This window comes from Bacteroides sp. 90-K9/2 (assembly GCF_047310725.1).
Lineage (GTDB): Bacteria > Bacteroidota > Bacteroidia > Bacteroidales > Bacteroidaceae > Bacteroides > Bacteroides vicugnae.
Map to the genome: position 1 here is coordinate 129,136 of NZ_JBCGVL010000004.1, position 26,685 is coordinate 155,820.

The following is a 26,685-nucleotide window of genomic DNA, read 5'->3' on the forward strand; positions in this document are numbered from 1 at the left end:
CCTTTTATTTCTTATTATAAACCTTGACTAATTTCTGTGCATCTTTCCAGCCTTTCTGATACGCTTCTTTCAGTGTAATAATCTTGCTATTTTGCTCTTTACTCATATTAGAGGCTTTCATAAAAGTGAAGATTTCAATCGTTTCTTCTTTTGAAATAGGTGGAACTCCGGTTCGGAAGAATATTAATATTTGTTCAAGGAGCACTTTATATCCCTGATATCCTCCAACGGCTATTGCGCCTTTCGAGGTAAAAGCTGTCCCTCCGTAAATTTGCGGTCCTTTGGTGATTCCTCGGAATGTGCCGATTCTTCCATCCTTCCAACGTCCCACTACAATATCCCCTTTGTCGGAAGACATGCGATTGACGGATTCGCATCCCGTACCCATGACTGTATACAGAGCCTCAATTCCATGGATTCCATAAAAACCGAAATCTGGATGAGTGGGTTCCACTTTATGTGGAGAATAGCAGTCAGCTCCTAAGATTTGCCCTAGTTCACTGTTTCGTAGTTTTTGATTTTGAGGAGTAAACCGCAAGGCAGAGGATGAGAAGATTGGTATATTGTATTTTTCCGCCATCTCATAGATAGCAATGGCATCTCCTAATGTAGCTCCGATAGGCTTGTCTATATAGCAGATTTTACCGGCTTTGAAGACCTCCATTGCTTGCTCCAAGTGAAGCCGTCCGTCATTCGTTTCTAGAAGTACGCAATCCACTTTTTCCAATAAGTCTGCTATGGAAGAGGTGATTTCTACTCCTTGTGCCTTTACTTTTTCAATATATCCGGGAATACGTTCATAACTGGATTGAATTGTTTTAGAACCATATGGATAGGCGGCTACTACCCGGAAATCTTTAGAAAATGTTTCGTCCGAGCTGCTATTGATCAATTCAGTAAAAGCGGTAGAATGGGAGGTGTCCAAACCGATAATTCCTATTCTCATTACTTTTTGTGCGTATATACTGGTACTGATCATCAGCAATACAAAGAAAAGAGTGATTCTGTTTTTCATGATTGGTTATAGATTTATCTGTTCTGCACTTTCGGTGTCCAAATATAGCGAAGATTTTTCTTTTCTTCGCAATATACTTGCTGGACATTTTTCTGAAATTTCACCGTAAATGGCTCGATATACCGCATGAGCTTTATTCTTGAAAGGAACAATACAAAACATCCATTCGGCCTTTAGTAAAGCAGGTATTGTTAGTGTCAAAGCTTCTTTAGGTACTAAATCTAGTCTTTCGAAGCATTTTTCGTTAACTTGCTGTTGGCGGCATACCGGATCAAGTTTTACGATTTTCACCAGTTTGGGATCATTGAAATCGGCTACATCCGGATCATTGAAAGCAATATGTCCGTTTTCTCCGATACCCAGGCAAACAATGTCTACTGGATATTTAGTAAGCAGATCGGCATATCGTTTGCATTCCTCTTCAAGACTCTCTGCGAGTCCATTCAGGTAGTTCACCTTTTTGAAAGGAACTTTGTCAAAGATACGAATACGGAGGAAATGCCCGAAACTTTGTGGCGCGTCCGGATGAATACCTATGTATTCATCCATATGGAAGGCGTTGATTCTGGTCCAATCTATTCGCTTATCATGGATTAGATGATTTAAAAATTCGTCTTGTGAAGGAGCGGCGGCAAAGATCATATTGATTTCAGCCTTTTCTTCCAAGAGCTTGCAGATTCTGTCAGCTACTTCCTTTGCGGCTTCATTGCCCATTTGTTGGAGAGTGGGGTAAATTTTAATGGTTAATAGCTCTTGTTGAAATACTTTGGTTTCAGATTCATTTACTATAGATAACATGGCCTTCTGATATTGTGTTAATAACATTGATTTGATTGTCGAAAATGATAATGTCAGCATCTTTACCTGCTTCAAGAGAACCTTTTGATGCGTCAATGTGTAAAATGCGGGCAGGGGTGAGTGTCATCATGCGGATAGCATCGGTGAGGGGGATGCCAGCTAATTGTACCATGGTTCTAACTAAACGGTCAGTGGTGGCTACACTACCTGCAAAAGCAGAACGATCCGGCATTTTTGCAACGCCATCTTCAATAATAACTTTTTGTCCGTTAGTCAGGCTTCCTAGAATGGACTCTCCATCTGGCATTCCAGCGCCTCGCATAGCATCGGTACAGAGTGCGGTTTTGTCAGGTCCTTTGAATTTATAAACAAATTGAAGGAGCGGCTTGGGGAGATGTATACCGTCAGCGATGATTTCGACTGTTATATCATCAATCAAATAGGCAGCTTCCACTACTCCTGCATGTCGAAAAGCATTTCTGCGTGTTACGGATGACATGGCCGAATATAAGTGAGTTATATGAGTATATCCGGCTTTGTTTGCTTTTTCCACCTCTTCATAGGTTGCGTCAGTATGTGCAATGGAAGGGAGGATATGCTGTCTTTGCAACTCTTCCCCCATTTCGATAGCTCCTTCCAATTCTGGCGCAACGCTCCAGCGTACAATATCCTGTGAGATATTTATAAAATGGTTATATTCTTTCGGACATGGTTTTTTAAGATAATTAGGGTCTTGTGCTCCACACTGGGAAGGTGAAAAATAAGGACCTTCAAGATGTATACCTATAAATTTAGCACCTTTATTATTCAGAACTTTCGCTTTTTTATAAATAGTAAAAGTATTCATTAACTCTTCATCGGTGCAGGTCAGAGTTGTAGGCACCATAGCTGTTGTTCCATACTTCGCATGAACTTCCGCTATTCTTAGAAATGCCTCTACTGTTCCGTCCATGAAATCATGTCCGCCACCTCCATGAACATGCATATCGATAAAACCAGGAGATACATATTGTTGTTTGGCATCTATTATTTGGTCGTCTGGGTTTATCTCAAGCATTTTGTCGGCAAGGATTTGTTCGATCTTTCCGTTTTTGCAAATCAATGCCTTGCCCGTATCTATGCGATCAGGAAAGATGAGTTGTCCGTTTAGAATGATTAGTCTCTTCATTTTATATTGTTTGAGGTTTATTCATTTGTTTTTTATCTCCATGAAGTGATTTTGTGTCCTTTGACAGCAAAGAATACAAGATAAAGGAAGCAGGGGATTAATACCCAATAGCCGATACATAAATCGTATATTTCAGCAAAATGACCATAAACTAACGGAAGGATTGCATTTCCGCAGAGTCCCATGATTAACAGTGAGGAACCTGTTTTGGTAAACTTTCCCAAGCCATGAATGGATAACGGCCAGATACCTGCATAAATCAGTGCATTTGGGAAGCCTAATGCATTGAGAAAAAAGATGGAGGCATTGGCTTGATGGCCGAAAAGGGTTACATTAAAGTCGGCAAATACAACTCCGAATGAAAGGAATAATCCTAGTACTGTACATATAATCAGTGCGTTTTTCTGTGAGATATATTTAGGAATTACGATGATCCCTAATATATAGCCGATCATCGTACATGCCAGAGTATATGAGGGAAATGCTTTTGCCTCCAATAGATCCATGCCCATGGAATTGGCATAATTGATGATGGTATCAATGGCTATTACTTGTGTTCCTACGTGAAAGAAGATAGCCAATGCGCCTAAAATAAGGTATGGAAAACCAAAAATGTTTTTCTGATTACTATGACCGCTTTCTTTTTCGTCTGTCGCGTTCTGTTCATCCGTATTAATTTCGGGTAAGACAGAATATCGAATGACGATACCCGCTAATAAAAGTAGTATTCCTAGTATAGTGTACGGAACGATGACACGTTGTATCAGTTCGTCAAGCATAACACTTTGGGTTATAGTGTCCAGTGTACCCGATTCTATCAGGGCAAAAAGTTCGCTGTCATCAGCTTTTAGAATCAATGCGGCGAAAATGAGAGGAGAAATAATTCCGGCAAACTTGTTACATATACCCATGATACTGATACGGCGGGCAGCGCTGTCAATCGGACCAATAATGGTTACGTACGGATTAGCTGCCGTTTGCAGGATTGCCAGACCTGTTCCTATGGAGAACAAACCGATCAGGAAAATTTCGAATTGTCGAGCTAAAGCGGCTGGAACAAATATGAAGGCTCCTAATGCGGTTAACATAAAGCCATACATGATTCCTCGTTTGAAGCCTACTTTCTTTAATAGTATCCCTGATGGAACAGCCATCACAAAATAGGCAATGTAGAAAGCAAATGCTACAAAGTAGGATTCGAAATGTGTAAGTTCGCAGGATATACGGAAATAAGGAATGAGTATGGAGTTGACCCAGGATACAAATCCAAAAATAAAGAACATTCCGGCTAGAATGGCTATTGAGATGTAGTAGGTTTTTTTTTCGTTTGATAGGTTCTTATTTTTCATAGTAACTGTGTTCTATTGAGTAATTATTTAAAGCAAAAGTATGCTTTCTTTGGTTTATGGATTGATGAAAAAGCGAAAAATCATATTCAAAAAACGTATTCTTATCAAGTATTATTTTATAAAATCATTCTGTAGCTCTTTGTATATGCTTTTCATTTGCCAGACATCCATACTAATAAGAGTAGCATCTCTTCCTTGTGATTTTAGAGAAATCCCTACACTTTCTTTTTTGCCTGGATAAACTCGGGTTGTTACTACTTGTTTGTCATTAACAAAGATTTCAATAATACTTTTGTCTATAAATATATGTAACTTAAGCGTTTCGTTCGGCTTAAGATATACAGGAGCAAGTTCTGGTGCTCTGGATATTACATCCGGGAGTATGGAAGAGTGGGCGGTTTCAAGTGAAATCAAACTCCATCTTTGATTTTTCAGTGCAGGATTTGTTCTGACTAAGTCAACTCCTCTATCTTTGAAAAATTTGATAGAAGTAAATTCCTCTTTATCAGGTGAACGTAGAACATTCATTTCTATCATTGGTGAAGATTTTATATTGATCTCAGCTTTGATTTCAAGTGCATTTCCCTGTATGTTATCGATTATGATTTCTTTGTTTGCCGGTAGATGGGTCTTATCTATATGTTGATGGTGGGTACGGAGTGATTTATAATCTCCATAAGGTTGTATGTTGATTGTGTCACATTTGTCTAATGTGAGTTTTCTCGGAAGTGTTGTAATACCTCTCCAGCCGGGAGATTTTTTGCCTGTATGCATGTTATGTATAACTATAACTCCTCCTTTGCCATCACTTGTTGCGCTTGGAGCATGTACCCCTCCGGGGAGAAAAGACATGAAGTTGAAACGTCCGTGAAATGTTGGATAAAAACAATGTTCTTCTTTATCGTAGTCTCCTAATAAATACTGGCTACCGGTTGTATGGCTAAAAAATAAAAAGATGTATCTGTTTCCTATTGGCCAAAAGTATGGACATGAAGCATCCTCTCCTGGTGGTAAGAAACATTCATTTTTCATGAAGTTATGTTCGTATTTCCAGTTTTTTAAGTCTTTTGAAGAGAAAAGAGAAGTTGATCGCATCGCTTTGTTACCAGGACCTGTATTTGTCCGTCCTCCCGTCACGGCATAGTATATGCTGTCTTCTTTCCAAATGGCAGGGTCAAACACATAGTATGGCAGAGTCTCTCCTGATTTTACTCTTGGAATGGCCGGTGTTGCTACCTTTTCCCAGTTTAGTAATAACGGATCGTTGGATGTAGCCACAATATCTCCTAAGTCAACTCCATAATACATAGCTATGACTTTGTCTTTTTCGGCTAGGGTGGCACCGGAATAACACATGTTTTCCGGGCTGGGATATAAAGCTATGGGCAGATCTTTCCAGTGAATTAAATCATGACTGACTGCATGTCCCCAGTGTTGTCTAAAATCTTTAGAGGGCAAATATTGATAAAATAAATGCCAATTCCCCTGCCAATAGCATAAACCGTTAGGATCGTGCAAAATACTTTCCGGACTAGAAAAGTGATAGATTGGTCTGTAGGGGTTGTTCTTCCATTCTTCCCGGCATTCGTTTAAATATTGTACGAAAGAATCTTTTTCTAGTTCTCTTAATTGATCTTTAAGATTGTTGGAAAAGTTTTTTTGTAATATCTTTGATTTGGGATAAGATGCCTGTTGAGCATAACATCCTATTGCAAGGAATATCGTACAAAATAGAAACGTGTAAATATTAACTCTGATCATTTTTTTTGATTGTTGATTTTATCTAACTGGTTCTCCAGTCTCTTTAGGGGTAAAAGGATCTGAATAGTAGATATGATCTTTCTTATATAAATCAAATTGTTTTTTTAGACGTATATTGAAAGAATTGATATTCTTATTCATTTCTTTTGTCCATGCATTTTCAGCTAGCGCTGCTATCCGAGGAAATAGCATATAATCGAGTCTGTCCTCTGTTTCAATACGCTCTGTCCATAGATTAGCTTGTATTCCTAGTATGTTACAATTTTTAGGATATTTGACTGGTATATCTTGTGGACTGAAAGAATATACTTTCTGATAAGAGTTGCATGAAAATTTTCTCCAGTCAACCCCATGTACTTGTAAAGTGTCTTGTGCATAATCAAGATACATTGGTAATCGTGGACATAATACAATATTAAATTTTCTAGCTAATGATTTCTGGAGTTGTTCAGGTCTATTCTGTCTCCAGAAAAATACGATGGTATGTTCAGGAGATAATTGGGAATCAGCAACTTCGTCCCAAGCTGCAACTTTGTTATGAATAAGCAGAAGAGAATCAGCCATCCTTTGAAAAAAGTAATTTTCTACGTCTTTTAAATTCTTCATTTTTTCATGTTTCATCAAGTCTTGGATATCCTTGTTAGTATTCCAATCCTGATTGCCATAATGTACTTCATCTCCTCCAAGGTGGATTACTTGCGAGGGGAACAGCGCATCTACTTCTTTTAGGATGTCCGTTAAATAAGTGTATACGGAATCTTTCCCGGGATTAAAGGTATATCCAGGATATTTAGGAGAACCGCCACCGCTAAATTCCGGATATGCTTTAGAAGCTGCAGATGCATGTCCCGGCATATCGATTTCAGGTATAATGTGGATGTTTCGTTCTAGAGCATAAGTTACGATTTCTTTTATTTCTTCTTGTGTGTAGAATTGAGCAGGAGTGTATTCTTCTCCATAATTGCCGATTCCTCCTATGAGGGCTAGTTTGGGATATTTTTTTATTTCTATTCTCCAACCTTGGGAATCGGTTAGATGCCAATGGAACCTATTTAGTTTATAAAGGGCCATCCAGTTTAAAATCTGTTTTACTTTTTTTATACCCCAGAAATGACGGGCCTCATCTAACATAAAACCTCTCCAGGCATATAAAGGGTTGTCCTCTATTTCCCAGCACTCGATAGGTACAAGGGGGGCTTGTTGCGTGGATAATCTAGTTAATTGAATTAGAGACATGATACCATTTATCATTCCGCTTGGTTGTTCGGCTGTAATAGTTATGTCTTTGGTATGCATTTTTAAAGAATATCCTTCTGTTTTGAATTTATAGCCTTTCTTGAGTTTTATAATATTGTATACTATGTTTGAATTCTGAGTTTCTTTATCAGGAAGTGTGCTTACGGCGATTGAAGTATATCGGAGAAGCTCTTTCTGTAAAAGGTAAGCTTGAGGTTCAAACTCTTCGTTATATACAATAACACATCTGTTTGATAGTTGGAATGTTTCATTTATCCTACTACTGTTTTGTGGACATGGAATTAGAGGACAAGTATTCTGTCCACGTATGATGGTAGTATTTAATATGTTTCCAATGAGAAATAATATTAGAAGAATTTTATTCATGTTTTTATCGGATAAAATGAAGAATATTACAGTTTAATATAAATGAGTTAAGATTCCATTTATATTAAACTGTAATTAAAGAATGTTCTGTTATTTCGTTTCTGTTAAACTGATGTCATCTAGATTGACTAATGTTTTCAGTGTCTTTTGTGCACTGTCTATCTCCGGTACAATGTTGAAAAATATGGCACATTTTTCAAAACTTTTACCTGGATTTTTCTGGATAATATCGGGAAGATCAAAAGTGATATTATATTCTTTCCAACCTTCTGTTTTCTCTAACGTGATAACTTTTTCATACGTATAGTCTGTATTTGTGTTTGCTCCTGTTGAGGACACAATTCCCACGACTATTTTTTCTGCATGGTTTATATTTGCAGCAACATTCGTTGTACCCCAAACAAGATTTGGACGATAATAGAAAAATTGTAGTTTGTATTTTTTGCTGTCATCCAGGGATAAACGTTGTGCAACTCCCTGAAGGTGTTCTAAATTATTGGCATGACTGCTATATTTAGCTGCATCAGCATTAGCTGCAGTATAAATAACTACAGATTTGTTCCCAGAATGTGAGATTGGTGTCCCGCCACCTGCATAGGTAATAGATGTATCATCAATATAGGTAAACCAGAACCATGAGTTATTGTTACATCTATGGAACCAGACATTATCAGGAACAGTAATGGCACCATCTGCTGTAGGAAATGTTTTTTGTGCTGTAGTATCAAAGAAACCGCTAAGCCTTAGAGGGCGGACAAGTTCGTTTGTATGTACAACGGGGGCTATGGAAGATGGCTCTATCTTATCCTCAAATCCGCCATTTGTAATTAGGTTATCAGTAGCAGGCTTTTCTTCTTCGGGTAATGTCTTGTCGATAATATTTTTATGATTTTCGTAGAAAGTTTTTGTAGCCTTCATGATACCTAAGTTTTCACTATATTCGATAGGGTCATTTTTTTGGCAATTACCGATAATGACAATACCATCACATCTTCGGTACAAATATTCAAGAGCATTCAACCAGGTAGCTTCCTTGATTGGCTTGTATGCATCGGCAAAAGCTTCATAGTCTTCTGGTATAGTTCCTGTCTTGTTGAAATAATTAGTCATGATACAGGCGAATATTTTCTTGTTTGGATTGTTCCACTTAGCTTCTTCCAGAATTGCGGAGCAATCTTGTTTCCAGGTATCCAAATCGTCATTGATGATTGTAACTTCAGGATATAATACATCCGCATATTCCCTGATTCCTCTCATGGGTTCTACCGCGTATCTCTGCCATGAGTCATTTCTTTGAAAATCAGATTGAGTATAGTTGGTGACTCTGAGAGAGGTGAGACTTGTGGGACCAACACCACGATACCCGATTGTAACTTTTGAGTTATTATCTTTGAATGTGCTATATACAGTTTGGAAACGTGACATCATTGCACTATTATCTGTAGAACGGTCCGCATGCCATGTACTGATAGATATACAAACTGGATGTGTGGCATCAGTTGCTAAATTCTTGATCTTGTCGATGACAGGAGGATATACACTACCTTGCTTTTCTGTTTCGGAAACATTAGCTTCACTGATTACTGATATGGGTTGTATACCATAGCTTAATAGATTTGAAGGAGTATTCTGGAAATTTAATGAACCATATACATAGAATTCTGTAGGCTCTGATCCGCCATCATCGCCACCGCCTATCGGCTTGTCTAATTTAATGTTAGCTTTGTGCCGTTCGATAAATGTTTTTGTAGCACTATACATTGCCTGGACTTTTGTGTCATTCCACGCAACGTCAGTTTCACCATCTTCACCTTTTCCATTCGACCATATCACTGCTCCATCTAAATATGTATAACATCCTTCCAGTATCTTATCCCATTTTTCAGCAGGAATGAATTTCATATAGTCAGGATTGTTTTTGAGATTATAATATTGCGGCCAGATATATCCGATAATCTTTTTATCAGGAAATTTCTCTTTGATATATTCTACTGTCGTTTTCAAATCTTTCAGCCATTGATCTACGTCCGGAGTCATGATATATAATGAGGGATAAAGAACATCTGAAACTTCACCGGCAGAGAGCCTTCTTTCGCTGTTTTTCTTCCATAATTTAATAATCTCTTCTTCTGGTTCAGTTCTATTATATCTGAAAACATTTAAATCGCTCACAGGTATACCATAATTACCGACAGTACAACTGGGAATTTCTTTTTTAAAAGCGTCAAATACGGTTTTCAATCCGGTTTTAATTTCTTCATCGGTCTTGTTTGAATACCAAGCTTCAATGTCAGTGCTGACGGCTTGATAGTTGGATGTTTTTGTGATACTGATTTGAGTAGCAACTTTATCCATATCAATCTCTTCATTAGTTAACAAGAAAGCTTCATAAATTAAGCGTATGTTAGAGATCATATCCGATGTAAGATCCGGTTTATTTTTATAACTCATCGCATCGTAAACAACAAATTCTTTTGTTTCCGGAGTAGGTTCAATTTCCTCTTCTAAATAAGGAGGACGAATGGTGTCGTCACTACATGCAGTAATGAACAGCATGGCAGTGAATAGTAACATGGTCAACCATTTAATCTCTGATGTTTTCATATAGTTCTTGATTTTGTGATAAATTACTTAATAGCCAGGGTTGTTTTTCCAACCTCTGAGTTCGCATTGTCTTACAGGTATCGGGAAAAGATAATTCTCTTTATTAGCGTTTAATCTCGCTCCAATTGCTGCATTCTTGCCTATAGCCTCGTCTACTTTTTCTGTTCTTACCAATTGGAACCATCTTTTGAATTCAAATACATTTTCCCAGCCAAATTCATCGAATACCGCATCTGCAAATTTTTCTGGTGTTAAACCTGCATATTGATGACTTTGATCTCCAAATGCTCTGTCTCTGACTCTATTTAAACATTTATACGCAAGAGTGTTGGGGGAACCCTCTGCTTTATTGCTGGCTTCGGCATAAATTAGCAATACGTCTGCAAATCTGTAAATAGGAGTGAGACCTTCTGAAAGTGAACTACGTGTAGAGGTGTTTCCATCAATACCGTATGTTCCACAGCCTCCATAGTTCCTGTATTTCTGGATAAAAGGTGCGCCTATATCAAAGTCTTCCCAGTCAATCCGATTTCCTTTAGTATCCACGGTTGATGTAATATAGCAGAATTCTTTTCTTTTGTCATTAGGGAAGTTTTTGAAGAATACAGGATCACCTACATAGTCATACCAGCCATTTTCTTCTTTTCCAAGATAGGATATGCCGTATTGGCTTGGTAAATAAGACAGTGAATGCTGTAGTGCGAATATATGTTCAGTTTTATCCGTCTTTTTAGCGTTCATCCAAAGATCTTTATATTCACCGACCAGATCGTAAGGTCCGTTTTCGATGATATCTTTTGCAGTTTTAGCAGCTTCTGCATAATAATTTTCTTCTTTTAATGGCCATCCAGCCATGGTTATATATACGTCACTAAGCAAAGTCTTGGCGGCCCAGGTGGTTGGAGCCTGATTGTTATTGTCACGGCTTTGTAATGGTAGCAGGTTGATTGCATTACTTAAATCAGGAAGAATTATTCTTTCATAGATGTCTTTCACCGGTTTACGTGGCATATTACTACTCCCATCTATGTCTGTACTTGAGTTAGGGTCTGTAATAGCAGGAGCATCTCCCCAATATCTTACGATATAGAAATAGGATAAGGCTCTGAAGAAATAGGCTTCTCCTAAATACTTATTACTTATTTGGGTGTCGAGATTTTCGTTTTCATTGATTAGATATATTATATTATTTGCAGAGTATATTGTTTGATAAAAATATTTCCATAAATTTAGCACATCTGCATTATCTATTGGAACTTTTAGTTGATCGTCCAAAACATTCCTTACTTTGTCCAAAGCACCTGAAGTCATATCGTCACCAGCCAATGCGAGTGATGCCAACCGGCAGTTAAAGCCGAAATTTTCTCCCCATAAATCTTTGTAAAGCCCATTGGTCATGCTTTCAAGAGTTTGTTCTGTCAACTCGATGGTGGCAGGCGTTAATTTGCTTTGCGGTTCTTGCAATAAGTCTACGCAAGAAGTTAAAGAAAAACTTGTCAGAAGTATGAATATATATTTTTTCATTGTATTCTTGTATTTAGAATGAAACATTTAAGCCAAGTAGATATTCTCTTTGACTGGGATAAGTTCCCATATCAAGTCCGGGGCGTAGAGGGTTACTTATTGACAATTCAGGATCGTTTCCGGAATATTTGGTGATTGTACAAACATTCTTTATCGAAAAATATACTCTCGCTGCACTTAGATTTATTTTTGACAATAAACCTTTGGAGAAATTATAACCTAAAGTAATACTTTTCAATTTTACGAAATCTCCTTTTTCTATAAATGTAGATGATGCTACCGTTTCAGGGCTTGTTATAGCGTCCCGGTCCTTACCGAATCCGGCAATAATTGCATTCTCATTTTTGCCTGCAATCCAGCGTTCGGCTAATTCGGGGAATGGAGATAAGGAACTTGTAAGTCTGGCTCTTGGGTAATTGTAAATATCAAATCCATGAAAACCGATTAAGAAAATATTCAAGTCAAAGTTTTTATAGGTAAATGAATTATTCATTCCCCAATTGAATTTGGGTTGCCCGTTACCAATAATGACATAATCATCTGCATCTATAGTTCCACTATCGTCTTGATCAACGTATTTGTAAGAGCCGGGTCTTACTGTAGGAGAAGTTGGTTTTTTAATATCAGGGTTATTATACTCTTCGGTACTCCATACTCCCGTGGATTGAAGACCGTAGATTGCACCGATCGGTTCTCCTACAAAGTAACGATAGAATGAATTTCCCCATCCTGTGCCTATTTCCATGAAATCCGAATCTATATCTCCTAATTTTTCAATTTTAGCTTTATTGTGAGCCAATGAAATGTCGGCTTTCCAATAGAAGTCTTTTGTCGTAAGCGGAGTGATTCCCAAAGTAATTTCAAACCCCTTGTTGCTGATTTCAGCAGCGTTTCTTAGTCCGGATGATAAACCTGTATCTGCCGGGAGAACTACAGTATTAATGGCATCTTTTGTTTTTTTGTCGTAATAATCGAATGTGAATGAAATTCTGCCATTTAGAAAAGCAGCATCGACCCCATAGTTATGTTGATGTGTTTTTTCCCATTTTAATATAGGATTACCCGGGACAAGCGTATAAGCTATTTGGCCGTTTCCTATTGTTGCATTATATTGTGTATATGCCGAATAAACTGCTACTGCCTGGTTTCCGGAAACTCCATATCCATATCTTAGTTTCAATTGGTCTAAAGAATTAATATTTTTAAGGAATGATTCTTCTTTTAGATTCCAAGCCAGACTGAAAGAAGGAAAGTTATCCCATCTATGGTCGTAAGACAACAAGGAAGAACCGTCTCTTCTGAATGTTACTGTGGCCATATAGCGGTTCATTAAGACATAGTTGATTCGTCCGAAATACGATATGGCTGTTGTCTTGCTAACCTCATTGTCTTCTAGTTTGCTGGTTTCTGCCAACATCATATTTTTCCAGCCGATGCTTTCGGAAGTTAATCCTTCTGCAGTCTGCCTCATGATGTATGAACGTGATAGGCTTTCTTCTACACCAATAGTAGCGTTGATGCGATTATTTTTGTTTAGTTCCTTTGTATAGTTAAGTGTATTTGTCATGCGCCACCCCCATGAATTTGCATCATAATATGTAGCTAATGATTTTCCTTTTAGGAACCCATTCATACTTTGTTTGCTGCTTGTGGTTCCATAAAAACGGTTTCCTATATTTATTTGCTGTTCATTTCTGAATGTTAATCCGGGAATAATTTCATAACTGATATATGCCTGTAACCAGTTATTAAAAGTCATATCCTCGTTGTTATTCTTTTTTTGTTCATCAATGAAACCTATTGGATTGTAAATACCGGTATTGTCGATAGTTCCTTGGGTGAGGTTTCCTTCTTTATCATACGGAAGTACAGTTTGCGGAAATTGTTGTGCCAAAGTGAGTAGACTGTATTGTCCGGAGAAGTTATTTCCTGCAGCACTATTAATCATTCCATAAAAATTAGCTCCAAATTTTAGTTTTTTAGTGATATTAGCATCCACTTTTAAACGATAGTTCCATCTGTCATTTGTGGAATGGCCGGCAATTCCTTTATTATGAATATATTGAGTGGAAAATAAGAAGCTCATTTTATCATTTCCTCCTTTGATGCTGATGTCATGAGAATGGCTGATGGCATAATCATTGATGATATTTCCCATATAATCATAAGTATCATATCCATTGGTGAAATTAGTGATTTGTCTTTCTGTATATAGGTCTTTACCATAATATGCCTGATTCCAATCATTGGCCATACGGGCGAACTCATTTACGGGCATGATGGAAGGTTTGTCGGCTGGTGTTCCGGCAACAACATAACCATTGTAGTCTACTGATAATTTGCCCTCTTTAGGAGATTTTGTTGTAATCAAGATGACACCGTTGGCTCCTCTTGAACCATATATTGCTGTTGATGAGGCATCTTTTAGTACTTCAATAGATTTTATATCTGCGGGATTTATAGCACTGAGGTTACCACCAGGAAAACCATCGATAACGACTAATGGGCCACCGTCTGCTTTTATGGAGTTTACACCGCGGACACGTAGCGTAGGGGTAGCCCCTGCAGCTCCGGATGAGTTTACAATACTAAGCCCGGCAATGCGTCCTTGGAGTAAATCGGCTACTTGGGCCGCAGGCATTTTTTTTAGAGTCTCAGCTGCATTAATGGAAGATATAGCTCCGGTTAAGTCGGACTTTCGTTGTACTCCATAGCCAACCACTACGACTTCATCTAAATTGCTAGTTTCTTCATTCATCTTTACATTGATGACATTTCGACCTTGTATTTTAATTAGTTGTTCTTCATAGCCAATATATGAAAATCTTAGTGTTGCATTTGTGGAACTTATATTGAGAGAGTAGGTACCATTCATATCTGTGATGGTCCCATTTGATGTTCCGGTTTCCAAGATACTAACTCCAATAAGAGGGTTTCCTTGAACATCTTGTACGCTTCCTGTTATTTGCTTTCTACTCTGGGAATAAACAAAGGGAGTAAAAAGGAAAAAGAACATAAAGATGCATATCGGTAAAAAATTTATTCGTGATGCATCTCGCAGAATTTTGCTTTTCAATAGTTTTATTTTCATCTTGTATTAAATTTAAATTTGGCATTGCAGTTTATTGATTGGATATCCTAATAGTGCAAATATAGCTTGATATGTCAAGGTGTCGATTTGATTTTACGCAGACTAGTCCTCAAAAAACGTAAGTTTAATCTACTGTATTCTTCATTTCTCTTATGAATTTTAAAGTTTCTTGCCATATTGCTGTATTCGTGTCAGGTAGATTGTTGTTTATATCATGTATTATTATACCGTTACACCATTGGTGGGCGGTTTTCAATGCAGTTTTCCATTCCGTTGCTTTTATTGTATAATTGTTATTAAACGAGGCGGTTGGCAAATATACATATATTGGTTTTCCTTCAGATTTGAATTGTGCTTCTTTTATCGTAATGTATAATTCTTTCTTCCAAGTGATTGTGTCATTATCAACGATAGGGGCATTTATGATAATGGCATCTGTGAATTTTTCCAGCTCTTGCGGAGAATTCATTGTATTTATTGCCCAACTTCCCATGTTGACATGCATATTTGAATTATGAAGCCTTAGTTTACCTAAACTTGTGGAGGGTATTTGCCATATTTGATTACCATTGTCTTTTTTAAATAGTTTGTAAATTTCTTGATAATCTGATGTATCACTCTTTTTATTAATCGGTGCAATACATATAGGCGTATTGGAGGATTTTGGAGTTTGTATGGCAAGTTGTTTCACTTTGTCTACATCAAGAACAAAAGTTTCATTGCTACAGTTTCCCAAATCTTTTTCATTAATCATTTGTATCGTCTGAACTCCATATTGGGCTAATTGGGGATGATTTGTGTTTAAATATATATTGAATTCTTGTGGAGTAGAAGTTAATATGGACAAGTTTTCTTTTTCAGGAAACACAATCTGTCTTTTGTGGGAATGGATAAAATGTTTTGTTACTTCCCAGATTTGTTGCACCCGAAGATCTTCCCAGAATACTGATTGGTCATTTTCATCAGTTCTACTTGACCATATGATACTTCCATCACAATATGTATAAGTAGCCTCTAGCATTTGTTTCCAAATGTGGGGGGAAATGAATTGTTTATAATATGGACTATCTTTTTTATCATAGTATTGGGGCCAAATATATGCTATAATTTTTTTATTAGGGTAGTGCTTTTTTATTTCTTTTACTGTTATTTGCAGATCTTTTATCCAAGATTCGATATTAGGCTCGGCAATGTAAAGAGAGGGTTGAGCTACATCTGCGTATTTGAGTGCAGCCCAACGTTTTTTATTGCTTTTTCGCCAAGTCATCAATATACTATCTTCTGACATTTTGGAATGGTAGTATCGGTGTACACATAAGGCTGTAGGAGCGGCTCCATAGTTGCCGATTGTTATGTTTGGTGAAATTTTTTGTCTAAAGTAACTAAATAATGTGTCGAATCTTTGTTCTATTTCCTGGTCTGTAAGTGAAGGCTCGTAATACCATTGTTCTATATCCGTTGAAATCATAGTTCTCGGAAATAAGGATGCAAGTTTGGCTTGTTTCTCGATTTTGTTGAAGTCAAGTATGACTTTTGAAGAATGATCGGAGTGTTTTTTTGTCAAGGTTACTTCATACATTAGATAAACAGGCTGAAGACCATAGTGACTTAAGTCTGGTTTGCCGATGTATGACATAGCATCATAAATGAGAAATTGTTTTATTTCCTGTTCCTTATTACTACAATATGCTGTGAAAATATAGCATAAAGTGAGAGAGAGCAAAATGAATCGATTGATAGTGGCTCTGCAATTAATTTTTGAGTTTTTCATAAGATATTTTTTATTATGTAATGTTTTTTGTCAACTAGTGGGACATAAATACCACTCGAAGAAATTGTAAAGGATTTCATTTGATTCGGGATCAGGATCATGTTTCGCTCTATTGGTCATCGCTACCCTGTTTTCATACCCTAGAATTCGATTAATGAGTATTGTATGATTTAGAGGTATCCATCTTTCAGGTCCGTCAGAGAAGCCTCCGGAAACAAGAAAAGGGCGGGGAGCCATAAGTGCATGAATTTCATGTAAATCATGCCCATTTTTACGTAACTGCGAATAAATTCCTTTTACTTTAGTATATCCGTTTTTGTTCCAGGTATCTTTCCAGGGCGGAGGGTAATAGCCAAGATACCAAGGTTCCCAATAGTTGATGTATCCCCCTTTTGTTTCATCAAAAACAATACCCGGATCACTCCATGCAGCGCATGCAAATTTGTCATAGAGGCAAGATGCAAACATTGCCCATTTTCCTCCATATGAATGTCCGACAATGCCAATTTTAGTAGAGTCTACATCAGGGACTTTGGCTAATGCTTCCCATGCATTGGCAGCTGCATAGGCTAATGCTGATAGAGGTTGTAGAGAAGCATTATTGATCGTCGGATAATATATGGAGTATGTTTTTTCTTTCGTTGTTTGGGTTGTTCCTAATGACAGGGTGATAAATCCTCTTTTAGTAAGTTGATAAGCGAAGTCACGATTAGGCTTTCCATCGATTCCAATGGCAGTTTCAGGTTCATAAAAAACAGAAATAATAGCAGGCTTCTTCCCTCTCTTATCAGGGATTAGTAAATACCCCTCTGTTTGTTCATTAGGAACCCAATAGAAGCGGACACGATATTGATAGAAGTTCTCACGTTTAAGCGTATCTAATATTTCAAATTTTTGATTTTTAATTATAGGAGGCCATTTCCCCATTAAATTCATCCATGTGTCCTTTATTTCTTTTCGTTTTTTATTCCAATCATTTACATTCTTGATAGTGTCTCCATTATTCAGTAACAGAGGGGAACGATAATTTCCATAATTATCTTTATATATCACTGGCGGATTGAAATAATCTTTTATTTTATTCCATGCTTTTGTATTATATTGCGGTGAATTAGTTTGTTTATTCTCTATACAACTAGCAGTGCAGAACCCTATGCAGATAATTATATAGTATATAAAAAACTGTTTGGAAAATCCGAACTTTATTGTTAGCTGCATTTTCCTTTTGCATTGTTTTTGAATGGTACTTGACATTTTAGAAATTATATATAGTATATTTATTTAAGGATATAACAAAGATTGGATATAGCTAATACATTCTTCGTTACTTTGAGAGAGTATTAACTTTTATGGCAAAAGTAGGTTGTTTCTATAATAGTTTTTATAGTAAAAACGAAAAGTACTATTCAAAAAACGAAAATTAAATATGACTAGTCTTCTTTTGGCGATATTCCAGAGGTGAACAACCTTTATATTTTTTAAAGACACGCGAGATATTATTATAATCTTTGAACCCCACCTCTATTGCCAAATCGGCTAAAGACCGATCTGTCGTGAGTAATAAATCTGCCAGATGGTTACAACGACAATTCAGGATATACTGATATATAGAAGTATTCATTGCATGTTTGAATTTCACCTCAAAGTTTCTGCGGGATAACGGAATGTTGGCAAGCAAAGATTCTATCGTTAGGTCGGAACTGTAATGTGAATCTATATATTTCACCACTTCGAGAATATAAGGGTCTTTAATATTGTGTTTCTCTGTTGATTGGCGTAGTTCGATGCGGATGGGGTTGATAACAATATTGAAAGTGCCTTCATGTTCCTTCTTTATTTGTTGGTGGATGAGTCTGCCGATAGAATAGCCTCCTCTTTCTACTTCAAGCTCTATGGATGAAATAGGCGGGTCGGAAATATTACACATTAGTTCGTCGTTATCTACACCCAATAGAGCGATTTCTTCCGGGATATGAATGTTGTTCATCCGGCAAGTTTCAGAAATGAACAGGGCATGTGCATCATCGCAACAGAATAAGGCGACAGGCTTGGGAAGTTCCTGTAACCACTGGCTTACTTCCATTCTTATCTCGTCTTCCTGCTTATCCGATTCGAAACTGAAAAATTCGCCTCCGATACGTTTTACCTCCTGCCGATAACCTTCGCAGCGTTCGTCAGACCATACGACTCCTTTAACACCGAAATAAGCAAAATTGCGAAACATTCTTTTGGCAAAAAACTGGGCTGCCATTCTTCCCGTACCTTTATAATCACCTGTCAGGTTGGAGTAAGTAACACTTCGGTGATGATAGTTTTGTAGCACTACCGGAATATTCAACTCTTTCTGCAAATCGATCGTGTCGTTATTCCATTGACCAATAATGGCATCCGCTTTCCATTCTTTCGCCCATTTCAGAATACCTTGTTCCCCATACATCGCGCTATAATAAGAAGGTAGCCGATAAAAGAGCCAGGGGCCGTTTTCTTTGGAGTATTGGACAAGTCCCCGTAGCAGTTTCCTGTCAAATTCGCTTGAATAGTCTATCAATAGAAGAATCTTAATCATAGTTCTATGTTTTTCTTTAGTATAATGTAGGGATGCACAAATATAGAAGAATTCTTTTGTTCTCTCGCAATAAAGACTTAATTTTGTTGCAGCCAACACTTATCTGACACCCGGGTCTCATGAGCACTGACACCCGGGTGTCAGATAGAACACGAGTATAAACGAAAAAAGAAAGGAGTATAGACGATGGCAGTACCTTATGTAGTGAGAAAAAAAGCCGATTTAACATCGGGAGAAAGAAAAGAATTATGGTATGGTGTACCCAAAAAACTGATAGATCCGATTCGGAATAGAGAATTTGCTGAGTACATGGAAAAACGGAGTGGATTTCATCGCGGGCAGATAGATGGTATATTGACGGAAATGGTTGATGCTATCCGTAGTCTGTTGTCTATCGGACAGCCGGTTACTATCGAAGGACTTGGCACATTCCATACGTCACTGACCAGTCCGGGATTTGAACGCCCCGAACAGGTAACTCCGGGAAAGGTGTCCGTATCACGTGTCTATTTCGTGGCTTGTCCTGAATTTAGCCGGGAAGTGAAAAAAATGAAATGCATGCGTATTCCTTTTAATCTGTATATACCCGAAGAGATGCTGACCAAAGAAATGAAGAAAGCGGACTGGGAGCAGGAGCGAGAAGAATATGACCGTATGGTGGCACCGGAAATCGGTGAAGAAGTTCAGGAATAAGATAAATTAATACCCTCCCTGTCTTATTTATGAGATAAATCCCTATCTTTGTGGCACTTTTTACGAAAAAAGCAAATTCAAATTAATAGATATAGAAAAGAAAATGGCACAAGAAGACGTTTTTAAGAAGCTTGTATCGCATTGCAAAGAGTATGGTTTCGTATTCCCTTCGAGCGATATCTACGACGGACTAGGCGCTGTGTATGACTACGGTCAGATGGGCGTTGAATTGAAGAATAACATCAAGAAATACTGGTGGGACAGCATGGTGCTGTTGCACGAGAACATTGTCGGTATCGACTCTGCCATCTTTATGCACCCTACTATCTGGAAGGCTTCCGGACACGTAGACGCATTCAATGACCCTTTGATTGACAATAAGGATTCTAAAAAACGTTATCGCGCTGACGTACTGATTGAAGATCAGTTGGCAAAGTATGACGATAAAATCAATAAAGAAGTAGCGAAAGCTGCCAAGAGATTTGGTGAATCTTTTGATGAGGCTCAATTCCGTTCAACTAACGGACGGGTATTGGAACATCAGGAAAAACGCGACGCACTTCACACTCGCTTTGCTAAAGCTCTGAACGATGGTGATTTGGAAGAATTACGCCAGATCATTATTGATGAAGAAATCGTATGCCCGATCTCCGGTACTAAGAACTGGACAGAAGTTCGTCAGTTCAATCTGATGTTCTCTACTGAAATGGGTTCTACTTCCGAAGGAGCAATGAAGATTTACCTTCGTCCGGAAACTGCACAGGGTATTTTCGTAAACTACCTGAATGTACAGAAAACAGGCCGCATGAAAGTTCCTTTCGGTATTGCACAGATTGGTAAGGCTTTCCGTAACGAGATCGTTGCCCGGCAGTTCATCTTCCGTATGCGTGAGTTCGAACAGATGGAAATGCAGTTCTTCGTGAAACCGGGGACAGAACTTGACTGGTTCAAGAAATGGAAAGAAATCCGTCTGAAATGGCATAAGGCACTTGGCTTCGGAGATGCAAGCTATCGTTATCACGATCACGATAAACTGGCTCACTACGCAAATGCCGCTACTGACATCGAGTTCCTGATGCCGTTCGGATTCAAAGAAGTAGAAGGTATCCACTCTCGTACTAACTTCGACTTGTCTCAACATGAGAAGTTCTCCGGCAAGAGTATTAAATACTTTGATCCGGAACTGAACGAGTCTTATACTCCGTACGTAATCGAAACTTCTATCGGTGTTGACCGTATGTTCCTTAGTATCATGAGCGCATCTTATTGCGAAGAACAGCTGGAAAATGGTGAAAGCCGTGTTGTTTTGAAATTGCCTGCTGCTCTGGCTCCGGTGAAACTGGCAGTTATGCCGTTGGTAAAGAAAGACGGTCTGCCTGAAAAAGCCCGTGAAGTTATTGACAGCCTGAAGTTCCACTTCCATTGCCAATATGACGAAAAGGATAGTATCGGTAAGCGTTATCGCCGTCAGGATGCTATTGGTACTCCGTACTGTGTAACAGTCGATCATCAGACATTAGAAGATAATTGTGTGACATTGCGTAACCGCGATACCATGCAGCAAGAGCGTGTCGCTATCTCTGAACTGAATAATATCATCGCAGACAGAGTAAGCATCACTTCTCTATTGAAAACTTTACAATAAACCTTTGACGAATGAGTAAAAAGATCTATTTATTCTCCTTAGTATTGCTGGCTCTTGCGTTCACTGCTTGCAGTGAGACGGAAGAGACGAGTCGTTATGATAATTGGCAGGCACGTAGTGTGGCTTTTATAGACTCGATCGCTAGTGTGTATGATAGTCCTGAAAATCAGGCTTTAGCTAAGAATGATCCGGAGAAACTTTATCGTTATCAAGATGAGGTAACTGGTCAATGGATATATGTTAAGAAGGTGAAAAAAGGGACGGGCAAAGAGGTGCCTCAATATACTTCTACAGTAAGTGCACATTATCGTATGTCTTATTTCAATGGAGATGTAGTTCAACAGACTTACACAGGAACAGAACCTACAGACTTTGATTCTCCGGCAAATTTTACTTTGAATGGTGTTATTTCCGGCTGGTCTTATACGCTGATACATATGGTAGTTGGTGATTTTTGGACTTTGTATATTCCTTATCAAAGTGGATATGGCTCAAGCACTAATGATGGTAATCTGCAAGCTTATTCGGCATTAGTATATAATGTTAGATTAGAGAAGATTGTAGAGAGATAATCTTATAACAATATAATAAATATAAATAAGGTGTTGTATCGTTTAGATGCAACACCTATATTTTTTATTTATCTCAATAGCAGAATTTACTTTTTCATTTTTCTACTATATATTTCTTTCCTGAATTTATTTTATACTACTCTCCCTAATCTGCAGATGTGTCGGAATTGTAACCTGTTTGATTGTCTTATTTCCTTTAATCTGATCTATTAATAGTTGGCAGGCAGTTTCTCCCATTTTATAGGTTTGATGCGAAACGGCAGATAATTTAGGTTCTACGTAATTGGCATGCTGCTCGTCGGTATATCCGATAATAGCAATGTCATTCGGTATACGAAGTCCACGGCTTTTGATAACTTCCATAGCTGCAAAAGCCAGCGTATCATTCATGGCAAGGATAGCATCGGGAGGTTGGGGGAGAGATAACAGTGTCTCTGTGGCAATCTTCCCCTCTTCATAATCAATCTTCCGGCAAACGACTAACTCTTTTTCGATAGGAATCCGATTTTCGCGTAGAGCTTCCAGATAACCGTGCTTTCTTCTCTTTACAATATCCAAGTGATTCGCTCCTCCGATAAAGGCTACCCGTTTGCTTCCATTATTGAGAAGATGTTGCGTTGCCATTTGTGCAGATTGCACTCCGTCCGCTACCACTGAAGAAAATTGGTCGGTCAAACAAACGCGGTCGAATAGGATAAGTGGCATATTGATGTTTTTCAAGGCGGATAAGTGGGAAAAATCGGTTGTTTCTTGAGATAGGCAGGCGATAATACCCTCTACCCGCATATTCACCAGATTCTCAATATTCCTTTTTTCATGTTCGTACGACTCATGCGACGTGGTGATAATCACGAAATATCCGTTGGCAATGGCCATATTTTCTATTCCGTTCAGAATAGACGCAAAGAAGTGAGTCACAATATCCGGAACTACTACTCCGATGATGCGCGGTGCATTCTTCCGTAAGCTCATGGCAAAAGGATTGGGACGGTAGTTCATCTCTTTGGCCAGTTCTTTTGCTTTGGCACAAAGTTCACGACTGATCTCCGGACTGTCTTTCAGTGCTCTGGATACAGTGGGAATCGATACCCCCAGTGCTTGGGCGAGATCTTTGAGTGAAGTATGTTTCCGGTTTTCCATTTGAAAGTCTGTAACTTAGATTCTTTTTACAAAGAAAGCACATTCCCGGAAAATTAAAAACATCTGAAGCAATCTTTTTTACGTAAACCGTTACGTTGGTTTTTCGACTGTTCTCTGCTGCACTGAAACCATTCCTTACCTACTTTTGTCACATACAAAATGATTTAAAACCTAAAAGTTATGCAATACCATGAAATCGGAAAAACAGGGATGAAAGTGTCATCTCTTAGTTTCGGAGCTTCTTCCTTAGGAGGAGTTTTCCATGATTTGAAAGAAAAAGAAGGCATTCAGGCCGTGTTCACAGCTGTTGAATCGGGAATGAACTTTATAGATGTCTCTCCTTATTACGGACATTACAAAGCAGAGACAGTTTTAGGAAAAGCACTGAAAGATCTTCCCCGCAATCGCTATTATCTCTCTACCAAAGTGGGACGCTATGGAAAGGACGGAGTGAACCTGTGGGATTACTCTGCAAAACGTGCGACGGAAAGTGTGTACGAGAGCATGGAACGCTTGAATATAGATTTTATCGACCTGATTAATGTGCACGATGTGGAATTTGCCGATTTGAATCAAGTGGTCAATGAAACACTGCCGGCTTTGGTCGAGTTGCGTGAAAAAGGTGTGGTAGGTCACGTAGGAATTACTGACCTGCAACTGGAAAACTTGAAATGGGTCATCGATCATTCACCCAGCGGTACGATTGAATCTGTACTTAGCTTCTGCCATTACTGCCTGTGTGATGATAAATTAGCAGACTTTCTGGACTATTTTGAATCCAAAGCAATCGGTGTGATTAATGCTTCTCCGCTTTCAATGGGATTGTTGAGTGAACGTGGTGTTCCTGTCTGGCATCCGGCTCCCCAACCATTGGTAGAAGCTTGCCGTAAAGCCATGGAACATTGCAAGGCAAAAAACTATCCGATAGAGAAACTGGCTATGCAATTCTCCGTCAGCAATCCCCGTATAGCAACGACTTTGTTTAGTACGACTAATCCGGAGAATGTGAAAAAGAACATCGCTTTCATCGAAGAACCTATTGATTGGGAACTCGTTCAGGAAGTGCAGGAGATTATCGGAGAACAGAAACGGGTAAGCTGGGCAAATTCATAAAACAGAATCATTTGTATGGACTATACAATTATTGATGCGCACGCTCATCTGTGGATAGAGCAGAACACGGTAGTAGATGGTTTACCCATTCGTTCTTTACAGAATGGACGTTCGGAATTTATGGGAGAGATTCGCCAGATGCTTCCTCCTTTCATGGTGAATGGGGTGAATGATGCGGAGACGTTTCTTTCGAATATGGATTATGCGCAGGTAGCTGCCGCAGTCATCACGCAAGAATTTATTGATGGAATTCAGAATGATTATCTGGCAACAGTAGAGGAACGTTTTCCCAATCGTTTTATTGTTTGCGGCATGTGTGAATTCCGTAAACCGGGATTTCTGAATCATGCCAAAGAACTTATTGACAATGGTTTTAAGGCAATCAAGATTCCGGCACAACGGTTATTACTGAAAGAAAGAAGAGTGATGCTGAACAGTGAAGAGATGATAGATATGTTCCATTATATGGAAGATAAGGACGTTCTGCTTTCTATTGATTTAGCCGACGGAGCCACACAGGTTCCTGAAATGGAGGAGATTATTCAGGAATGTCCGGATTTGCGGATAGCTATCGGACACTTCGGAATGGTGACACGGCCCGACTGGAAAGAGCAAATCCGTCTGGCACGTCATTCCAATGTGATGATTGAATCCGGTGGAATCACCTGGCTTTTCAATGACGAGTTTTATCCTTTTAAAGGAGCCATAAAAGCCATCTGTGAAGCGGCAGATCTGGTAGGAATGGAAAAACTGATGTGGGGCTCGGATTATCCGCGTACCATCACAGCGATCACCTACAAAATGTCTTATGATTTTGTGGTGAAGTCTTCTGAATTGACGGAAGAGGACAAAAGACTCTTTTTAGGAGAGAATGCCCGGAATTTCTATGGATTTACAGATCTCCCCGTGCTTCCTTACATTAAGAACATGTCCGAATGATTGAGAAAACAATCTTATCGTGAAACTATATTTATACCATGAAAAAGAATACATATACAATACCCTTAGCTTTGGTTTTCTGCCTTTTCTTCTTGTGGGCGATAAGCAGTAATCTGCTTCCTACGATGATCCGGCAATTAATGAAGACCTGTGAACTGAATACCTTTGAGGCTTCTTTTACAGAGACAGCCTATTGGCTTGCCTACTTTATTTTTCCTATTCCGATAGCTATGTTCATGAAACGATATAGTTATAAAGCGGGAATTATATTCGGACTTATCCTGGCTGCTATCGGAGGTCTGCTCTTTTTCCCTGCTGCCATGCTAAAAGAATATTGGGCTTACCTTTGCATCTTCTTTATCATTGCCACCGGAATGTGCTTTCTGGAGACGGCTGCCAATCCGTATGTAACAGTGCTGGGTGCCTCTGAAACGGCTCCCCGCCGATTGAACCTAGCGCAGTCTTTCAACGGACTCGGAGCCTTCATTGCTGCCATGTTCTTAAGCAAACTCATCCTTAGTGGGAACCATTACACACGGGAAACACTTCCTGTAGATTATCCGGGTGGTTGGCAAGCCTATATCCAACTGGAAACAGATGCCATGAAACTTCCTTATCTGATATTGGCCTTACTGCTCATTGCCATAGCCGTTGTATTTGTCTTTTCAAAGTTGCCGAAGATTGGAGATGAAACAACCTCTTCAGATGCAATGGTGACTGATGCTAAGAAAGAAAAACTGATAGACTTCGGAGTATTAAAACACTCGCATCTTCGTTGGGGAGTGATTGCCCAATTCTTTTATAATGGCGGGCAGACAGCCATCAATAGTCTTTTCCTGGTCTATTGCTGCACCTATGCAGGATTGCCGGAAGATACGGCTACCACTTTCTTCGGACTCTATATGCTGGCTTTTCTTTTGGGGCGTTGGATTGGTACAGGCTTGATGGTGAAATTCCGTCCTCAAGATATGCTGTTGCTCTATGCCCTGATGAATATCCTCCTGTGCGGAGTGGTGATGATATGGGGAGGAATGATCGGACTATATGCGATGCTGGCTATTTCGTTTTTTATGTCCATTATGTATCCCACTCAATTCTCATTGGCTTTAAAAGGACTTGGAAATCAGACGAAGAGCGGTTCGGCCTTTCTTGTAATGGCGATCGTTGGTAATGCCTGTCTCCCGCAGTTGACAGCTTATTTCATGCATGCCAATGAGCATATTTATTATGTGGCTTATTGCGTGCCGATGATTTGCTTTGTCTTCTGTGCCTACTATGGCTGGAAAGGTTATAAAGTAATCGATTAATAAAAT

Annotated in this window: 19 protein-coding genes; 6 read left to right on the forward strand and 13 right to left on the reverse strand. The window is 38.7% G+C overall.

What is annotated here, in order from left to right:
• Positions 1-4: 4 nt before the first annotated feature.
• From AAHJ11_RS11740 to AAHJ11_RS11795, 12 genes are all read right to left on the reverse strand, one after another.
• The gene (locus AAHJ11_RS11740; protein ID WP_148364056.1) at positions 5-1,015 is read right to left on the reverse strand and encodes a Gfo/Idh/MocA family protein; all 1,011 of its coding nucleotides are present in this window, start codon (positions 1,013-1,015) and stop codon (positions 5-7) included.
• A gap of 6 nt (positions 1,016-1,021) precedes the next feature.
• Entirely contained in the window at positions 1,022-1,813 is a 792-nt protein-coding gene (locus AAHJ11_RS11745; protein ID WP_148364055.1) for a glucosamine-6-phosphate deaminase, read from the reverse strand.
• Positions 1,794-2,981, reverse strand: coding sequence for an N-acetylglucosamine-6-phosphate deacetylase (gene nagA / locus AAHJ11_RS11750; RefSeq protein WP_148364054.1), 1,188 nt, complete (start codon positions 2,979-2,981; stop codon positions 1,794-1,796). Before nagA ends, AAHJ11_RS11745 begins: the two co-directional genes overlap by 20 nt.
• Positions 2,982-3,013: 32 nt before the next feature.
• Positions 3,014-4,330, reverse strand: a complete 1,317-nt coding sequence (locus AAHJ11_RS11755; protein ID WP_148364053.1) for a sugar MFS transporter — start codon at positions 4,328-4,330, stop codon at positions 3,014-3,016.
• 111 nt (positions 4,331-4,441) lie between these two features.
• Positions 4,442-6,091, reverse strand: coding sequence for a glycoside hydrolase family 32 protein (locus AAHJ11_RS11760; protein ID WP_148364052.1), 1,650 nt, complete (start codon positions 6,089-6,091; stop codon positions 4,442-4,444).
• An 18-nt stretch (positions 6,092-6,109) separates the two neighbouring features.
• The gene (locus tag AAHJ11_RS11765; protein WP_148364051.1) at positions 6,110-7,714 is read right to left on the reverse strand and encodes a beta-N-acetylhexosaminidase; all 1,605 of its coding nucleotides are present in this window, start codon (positions 7,712-7,714) and stop codon (positions 6,110-6,112) included.
• 90 nt (positions 7,715-7,804) lie between these two features.
• Positions 7,805-10,318, reverse strand: a complete 2,514-nt coding sequence (locus AAHJ11_RS11770) for a hypothetical protein (RefSeq protein ID WP_148364050.1) — start codon at positions 10,316-10,318, stop codon at positions 7,805-7,807.
• A 27-nt stretch (positions 10,319-10,345) separates the two neighbouring features.
• Positions 10,346-11,842, reverse strand: a complete 1,497-nt coding sequence (locus tag AAHJ11_RS11775; protein ID WP_148364049.1) for a RagB/SusD family nutrient uptake outer membrane protein — start codon at positions 11,840-11,842, stop codon at positions 10,346-10,348.
• A 13-nt stretch (positions 11,843-11,855) separates the two neighbouring features.
• Positions 11,856-14,933: a SusC/RagA family TonB-linked outer membrane protein gene (locus tag AAHJ11_RS11780; protein WP_259022047.1), complete on the reverse strand. Its 3,078-nt coding sequence runs from the start codon at positions 14,931-14,933 to the stop codon at positions 11,856-11,858.
• Positions 14,934-15,057: 124 nt separating this feature from the next.
• A complete protein-coding gene (locus AAHJ11_RS11785) occupies positions 15,058-16,704 on the reverse strand; it encodes a hypothetical protein (protein ID WP_148364048.1) in 1,647 nt (548 codons plus the stop codon).
• Between the two features lie 30 nt (positions 16,705-16,734).
• Positions 16,735-17,958, reverse strand: a complete 1,224-nt coding sequence (locus AAHJ11_RS11790; protein ID WP_148364047.1) for an alpha/beta hydrolase family protein — start codon at positions 17,956-17,958, stop codon at positions 16,735-16,737.
• 166 nt (positions 17,959-18,124) lie between these two features.
• The gene (locus AAHJ11_RS11795) at positions 18,125-19,270 is read right to left on the reverse strand and encodes a XylR family transcriptional regulator (RefSeq protein ID WP_148364046.1); all 1,146 of its coding nucleotides are present in this window, start codon (positions 19,268-19,270) and stop codon (positions 18,125-18,127) included.
• Between the two features lie 186 nt (positions 19,271-19,456).
• Here AAHJ11_RS11795 and AAHJ11_RS11800 point away from each other — a divergent pair, with 186 nt between their 5' ends.
• The 3 genes from AAHJ11_RS11800 (at position 19,457) to AAHJ11_RS11810 (ending at position 22,180) form a co-directional block, all read left to right on the forward strand.
• The gene (locus AAHJ11_RS11800; RefSeq protein ID WP_148364045.1) at positions 19,457-19,963 is read left to right on the forward strand and encodes an HU family DNA-binding protein; all 507 of its coding nucleotides are present in this window, start codon (positions 19,457-19,459) and stop codon (positions 19,961-19,963) included.
• A gap of 103 nt (positions 19,964-20,066) precedes the next feature.
• Positions 20,067-21,608, forward strand: coding sequence for a glycine--tRNA ligase (locus AAHJ11_RS11805; RefSeq protein WP_087317094.1), 1,542 nt, complete (start codon positions 20,067-20,069; stop codon positions 21,606-21,608).
• 11 nt (positions 21,609-21,619) lie between these two features.
• Positions 21,620-22,180 (forward strand): FKBP-type peptidyl-prolyl cis-trans isomerase, encoded by a 561-nt coding sequence (locus AAHJ11_RS11810; protein ID WP_148364044.1) that lies wholly within the window; start codon positions 21,620-21,622, stop codon positions 22,178-22,180.
• A gap of 126 nt (positions 22,181-22,306) precedes the next feature.
• Here the strand turns inward: AAHJ11_RS11810 and AAHJ11_RS11815 are convergent, their stop codons facing one another.
• On the reverse strand, positions 22,307-23,320 hold the full coding sequence (locus AAHJ11_RS11815; protein ID WP_148364043.1) for a LacI family DNA-binding transcriptional regulator: 1,014 nt from the start codon (positions 23,318-23,320) through the stop codon (positions 22,307-22,309).
• A 180-nt stretch (positions 23,321-23,500) separates the two neighbouring features.
• On the opposite strand from AAHJ11_RS11815, the gene AAHJ11_RS11820 reads away from it, so the two are divergent.
• Genes AAHJ11_RS11820 through fucP form a run of 3 tightly spaced genes read left to right on the forward strand, consistent with a single transcriptional unit; the run spans position 23,501 to position 26,679 of the window.
• Entirely contained in the window at positions 23,501-24,433 is a 933-nt protein-coding gene (locus AAHJ11_RS11820; protein WP_148364042.1) for an aldo/keto reductase, read from the forward strand.
• 15 nt (positions 24,434-24,448) lie between these two features.
• On the forward strand, positions 24,449-25,372 hold the full coding sequence (locus AAHJ11_RS11825; RefSeq protein ID WP_148364041.1) for an amidohydrolase family protein: 924 nt from the start codon (positions 24,449-24,451) through the stop codon (positions 25,370-25,372).
• 38 nt (positions 25,373-25,410) lie between these two features.
• Positions 25,411-26,679, forward strand: coding sequence for an L-fucose:H+ symporter permease (gene fucP, locus AAHJ11_RS11830; protein WP_148364040.1), 1,269 nt, complete (start codon positions 25,411-25,413; stop codon positions 26,677-26,679).
• The last annotated feature ends 6 nt before the right edge of the window (positions 26,680-26,685 follow it).

Excerpts from the sequence above, each read along its gene's own strand:
- AAHJ11_RS11740 (WP_148364056.1), bottom strand. The coding sequence starts at position 1,015 with ATGAAAAACAGAATCACTCTTTTCTTTGTATTGCTGATGATCAGTACC.
- AAHJ11_RS11745 (WP_148364055.1), bottom strand. The coding sequence starts at position 1,813 with ATGTTATCTATAGTAAATGAATCTGAAACCAAAGTATTTCAACAAGAG.
- nagA (WP_148364054.1), bottom strand. The coding sequence starts at position 2,981 with ATGAAGAGACTAATCATTCTAAACGGACAACTCATCTTTCCTGATCGC.
- AAHJ11_RS11755 (WP_148364053.1), bottom strand. The coding sequence starts at position 4,330 with ATGAAAAATAAGAACCTATCAAACGAAAAAAAAACCTACTACATCTCA.
- AAHJ11_RS11760 (WP_148364052.1), bottom strand. The coding sequence starts at position 6,091 with ATGATCAGAGTTAATATTTACACGTTTCTATTTTGTACGATATTCCTT.
- AAHJ11_RS11765 (WP_148364051.1), bottom strand. The coding sequence starts at position 7,714 with ATGAATAAAATTCTTCTAATATTATTTCTCATTGGAAACATATTAAAT.
- AAHJ11_RS11770 (WP_148364050.1), bottom strand. The coding sequence starts at position 10,318 with ATGAAAACATCAGAGATTAAATGGTTGACCATGTTACTATTCACTGCC.
- AAHJ11_RS11775 (WP_148364049.1), bottom strand. The coding sequence starts at position 11,842 with ATGAAAAAATATATATTCATACTTCTGACAAGTTTTTCTTTAACTTCT.
- AAHJ11_RS11780 (WP_259022047.1), bottom strand. The coding sequence starts at position 14,933 with ATGAAAATAAAACTATTGAAAAGCAAAATTCTGCGAGATGCATCACGA.
- AAHJ11_RS11785 (WP_148364048.1), bottom strand. The coding sequence starts at position 16,704 with ATGAAAAACTCAAAAATTAATTGCAGAGCCACTATCAATCGATTCATT.
- AAHJ11_RS11790 (WP_148364047.1), bottom strand. The coding sequence starts at position 17,958 with ATGTCAAGTACCATTCAAAAACAATGCAAAAGGAAAATGCAGCTAACA.
- AAHJ11_RS11795 (WP_148364046.1), bottom strand. The coding sequence starts at position 19,270 with ATGATTAAGATTCTTCTATTGATAGACTATTCAAGCGAATTTGACAGG.
- AAHJ11_RS11800 (WP_148364045.1), top strand. The coding sequence starts at position 19,457 with ATGGCAGTACCTTATGTAGTGAGAAAAAAAGCCGATTTAACATCGGGA.
- AAHJ11_RS11805 (WP_087317094.1), top strand. The coding sequence starts at position 20,067 with ATGGCACAAGAAGACGTTTTTAAGAAGCTTGTATCGCATTGCAAAGAG.
- AAHJ11_RS11810 (WP_148364044.1), top strand. The coding sequence starts at position 21,620 with ATGAGTAAAAAGATCTATTTATTCTCCTTAGTATTGCTGGCTCTTGCG.
- AAHJ11_RS11815 (WP_148364043.1), bottom strand. The coding sequence starts at position 23,320 with ATGGAAAACCGGAAACATACTTCACTCAAAGATCTCGCCCAAGCACTG.
- AAHJ11_RS11820 (WP_148364042.1), top strand. The coding sequence starts at position 23,501 with ATGCAATACCATGAAATCGGAAAAACAGGGATGAAAGTGTCATCTCTT.
- AAHJ11_RS11825 (WP_148364041.1), top strand. The coding sequence starts at position 24,449 with ATGGACTATACAATTATTGATGCGCACGCTCATCTGTGGATAGAGCAG.
- fucP (WP_148364040.1), top strand. The coding sequence starts at position 25,411 with ATGAAAAAGAATACATATACAATACCCTTAGCTTTGGTTTTCTGCCTT.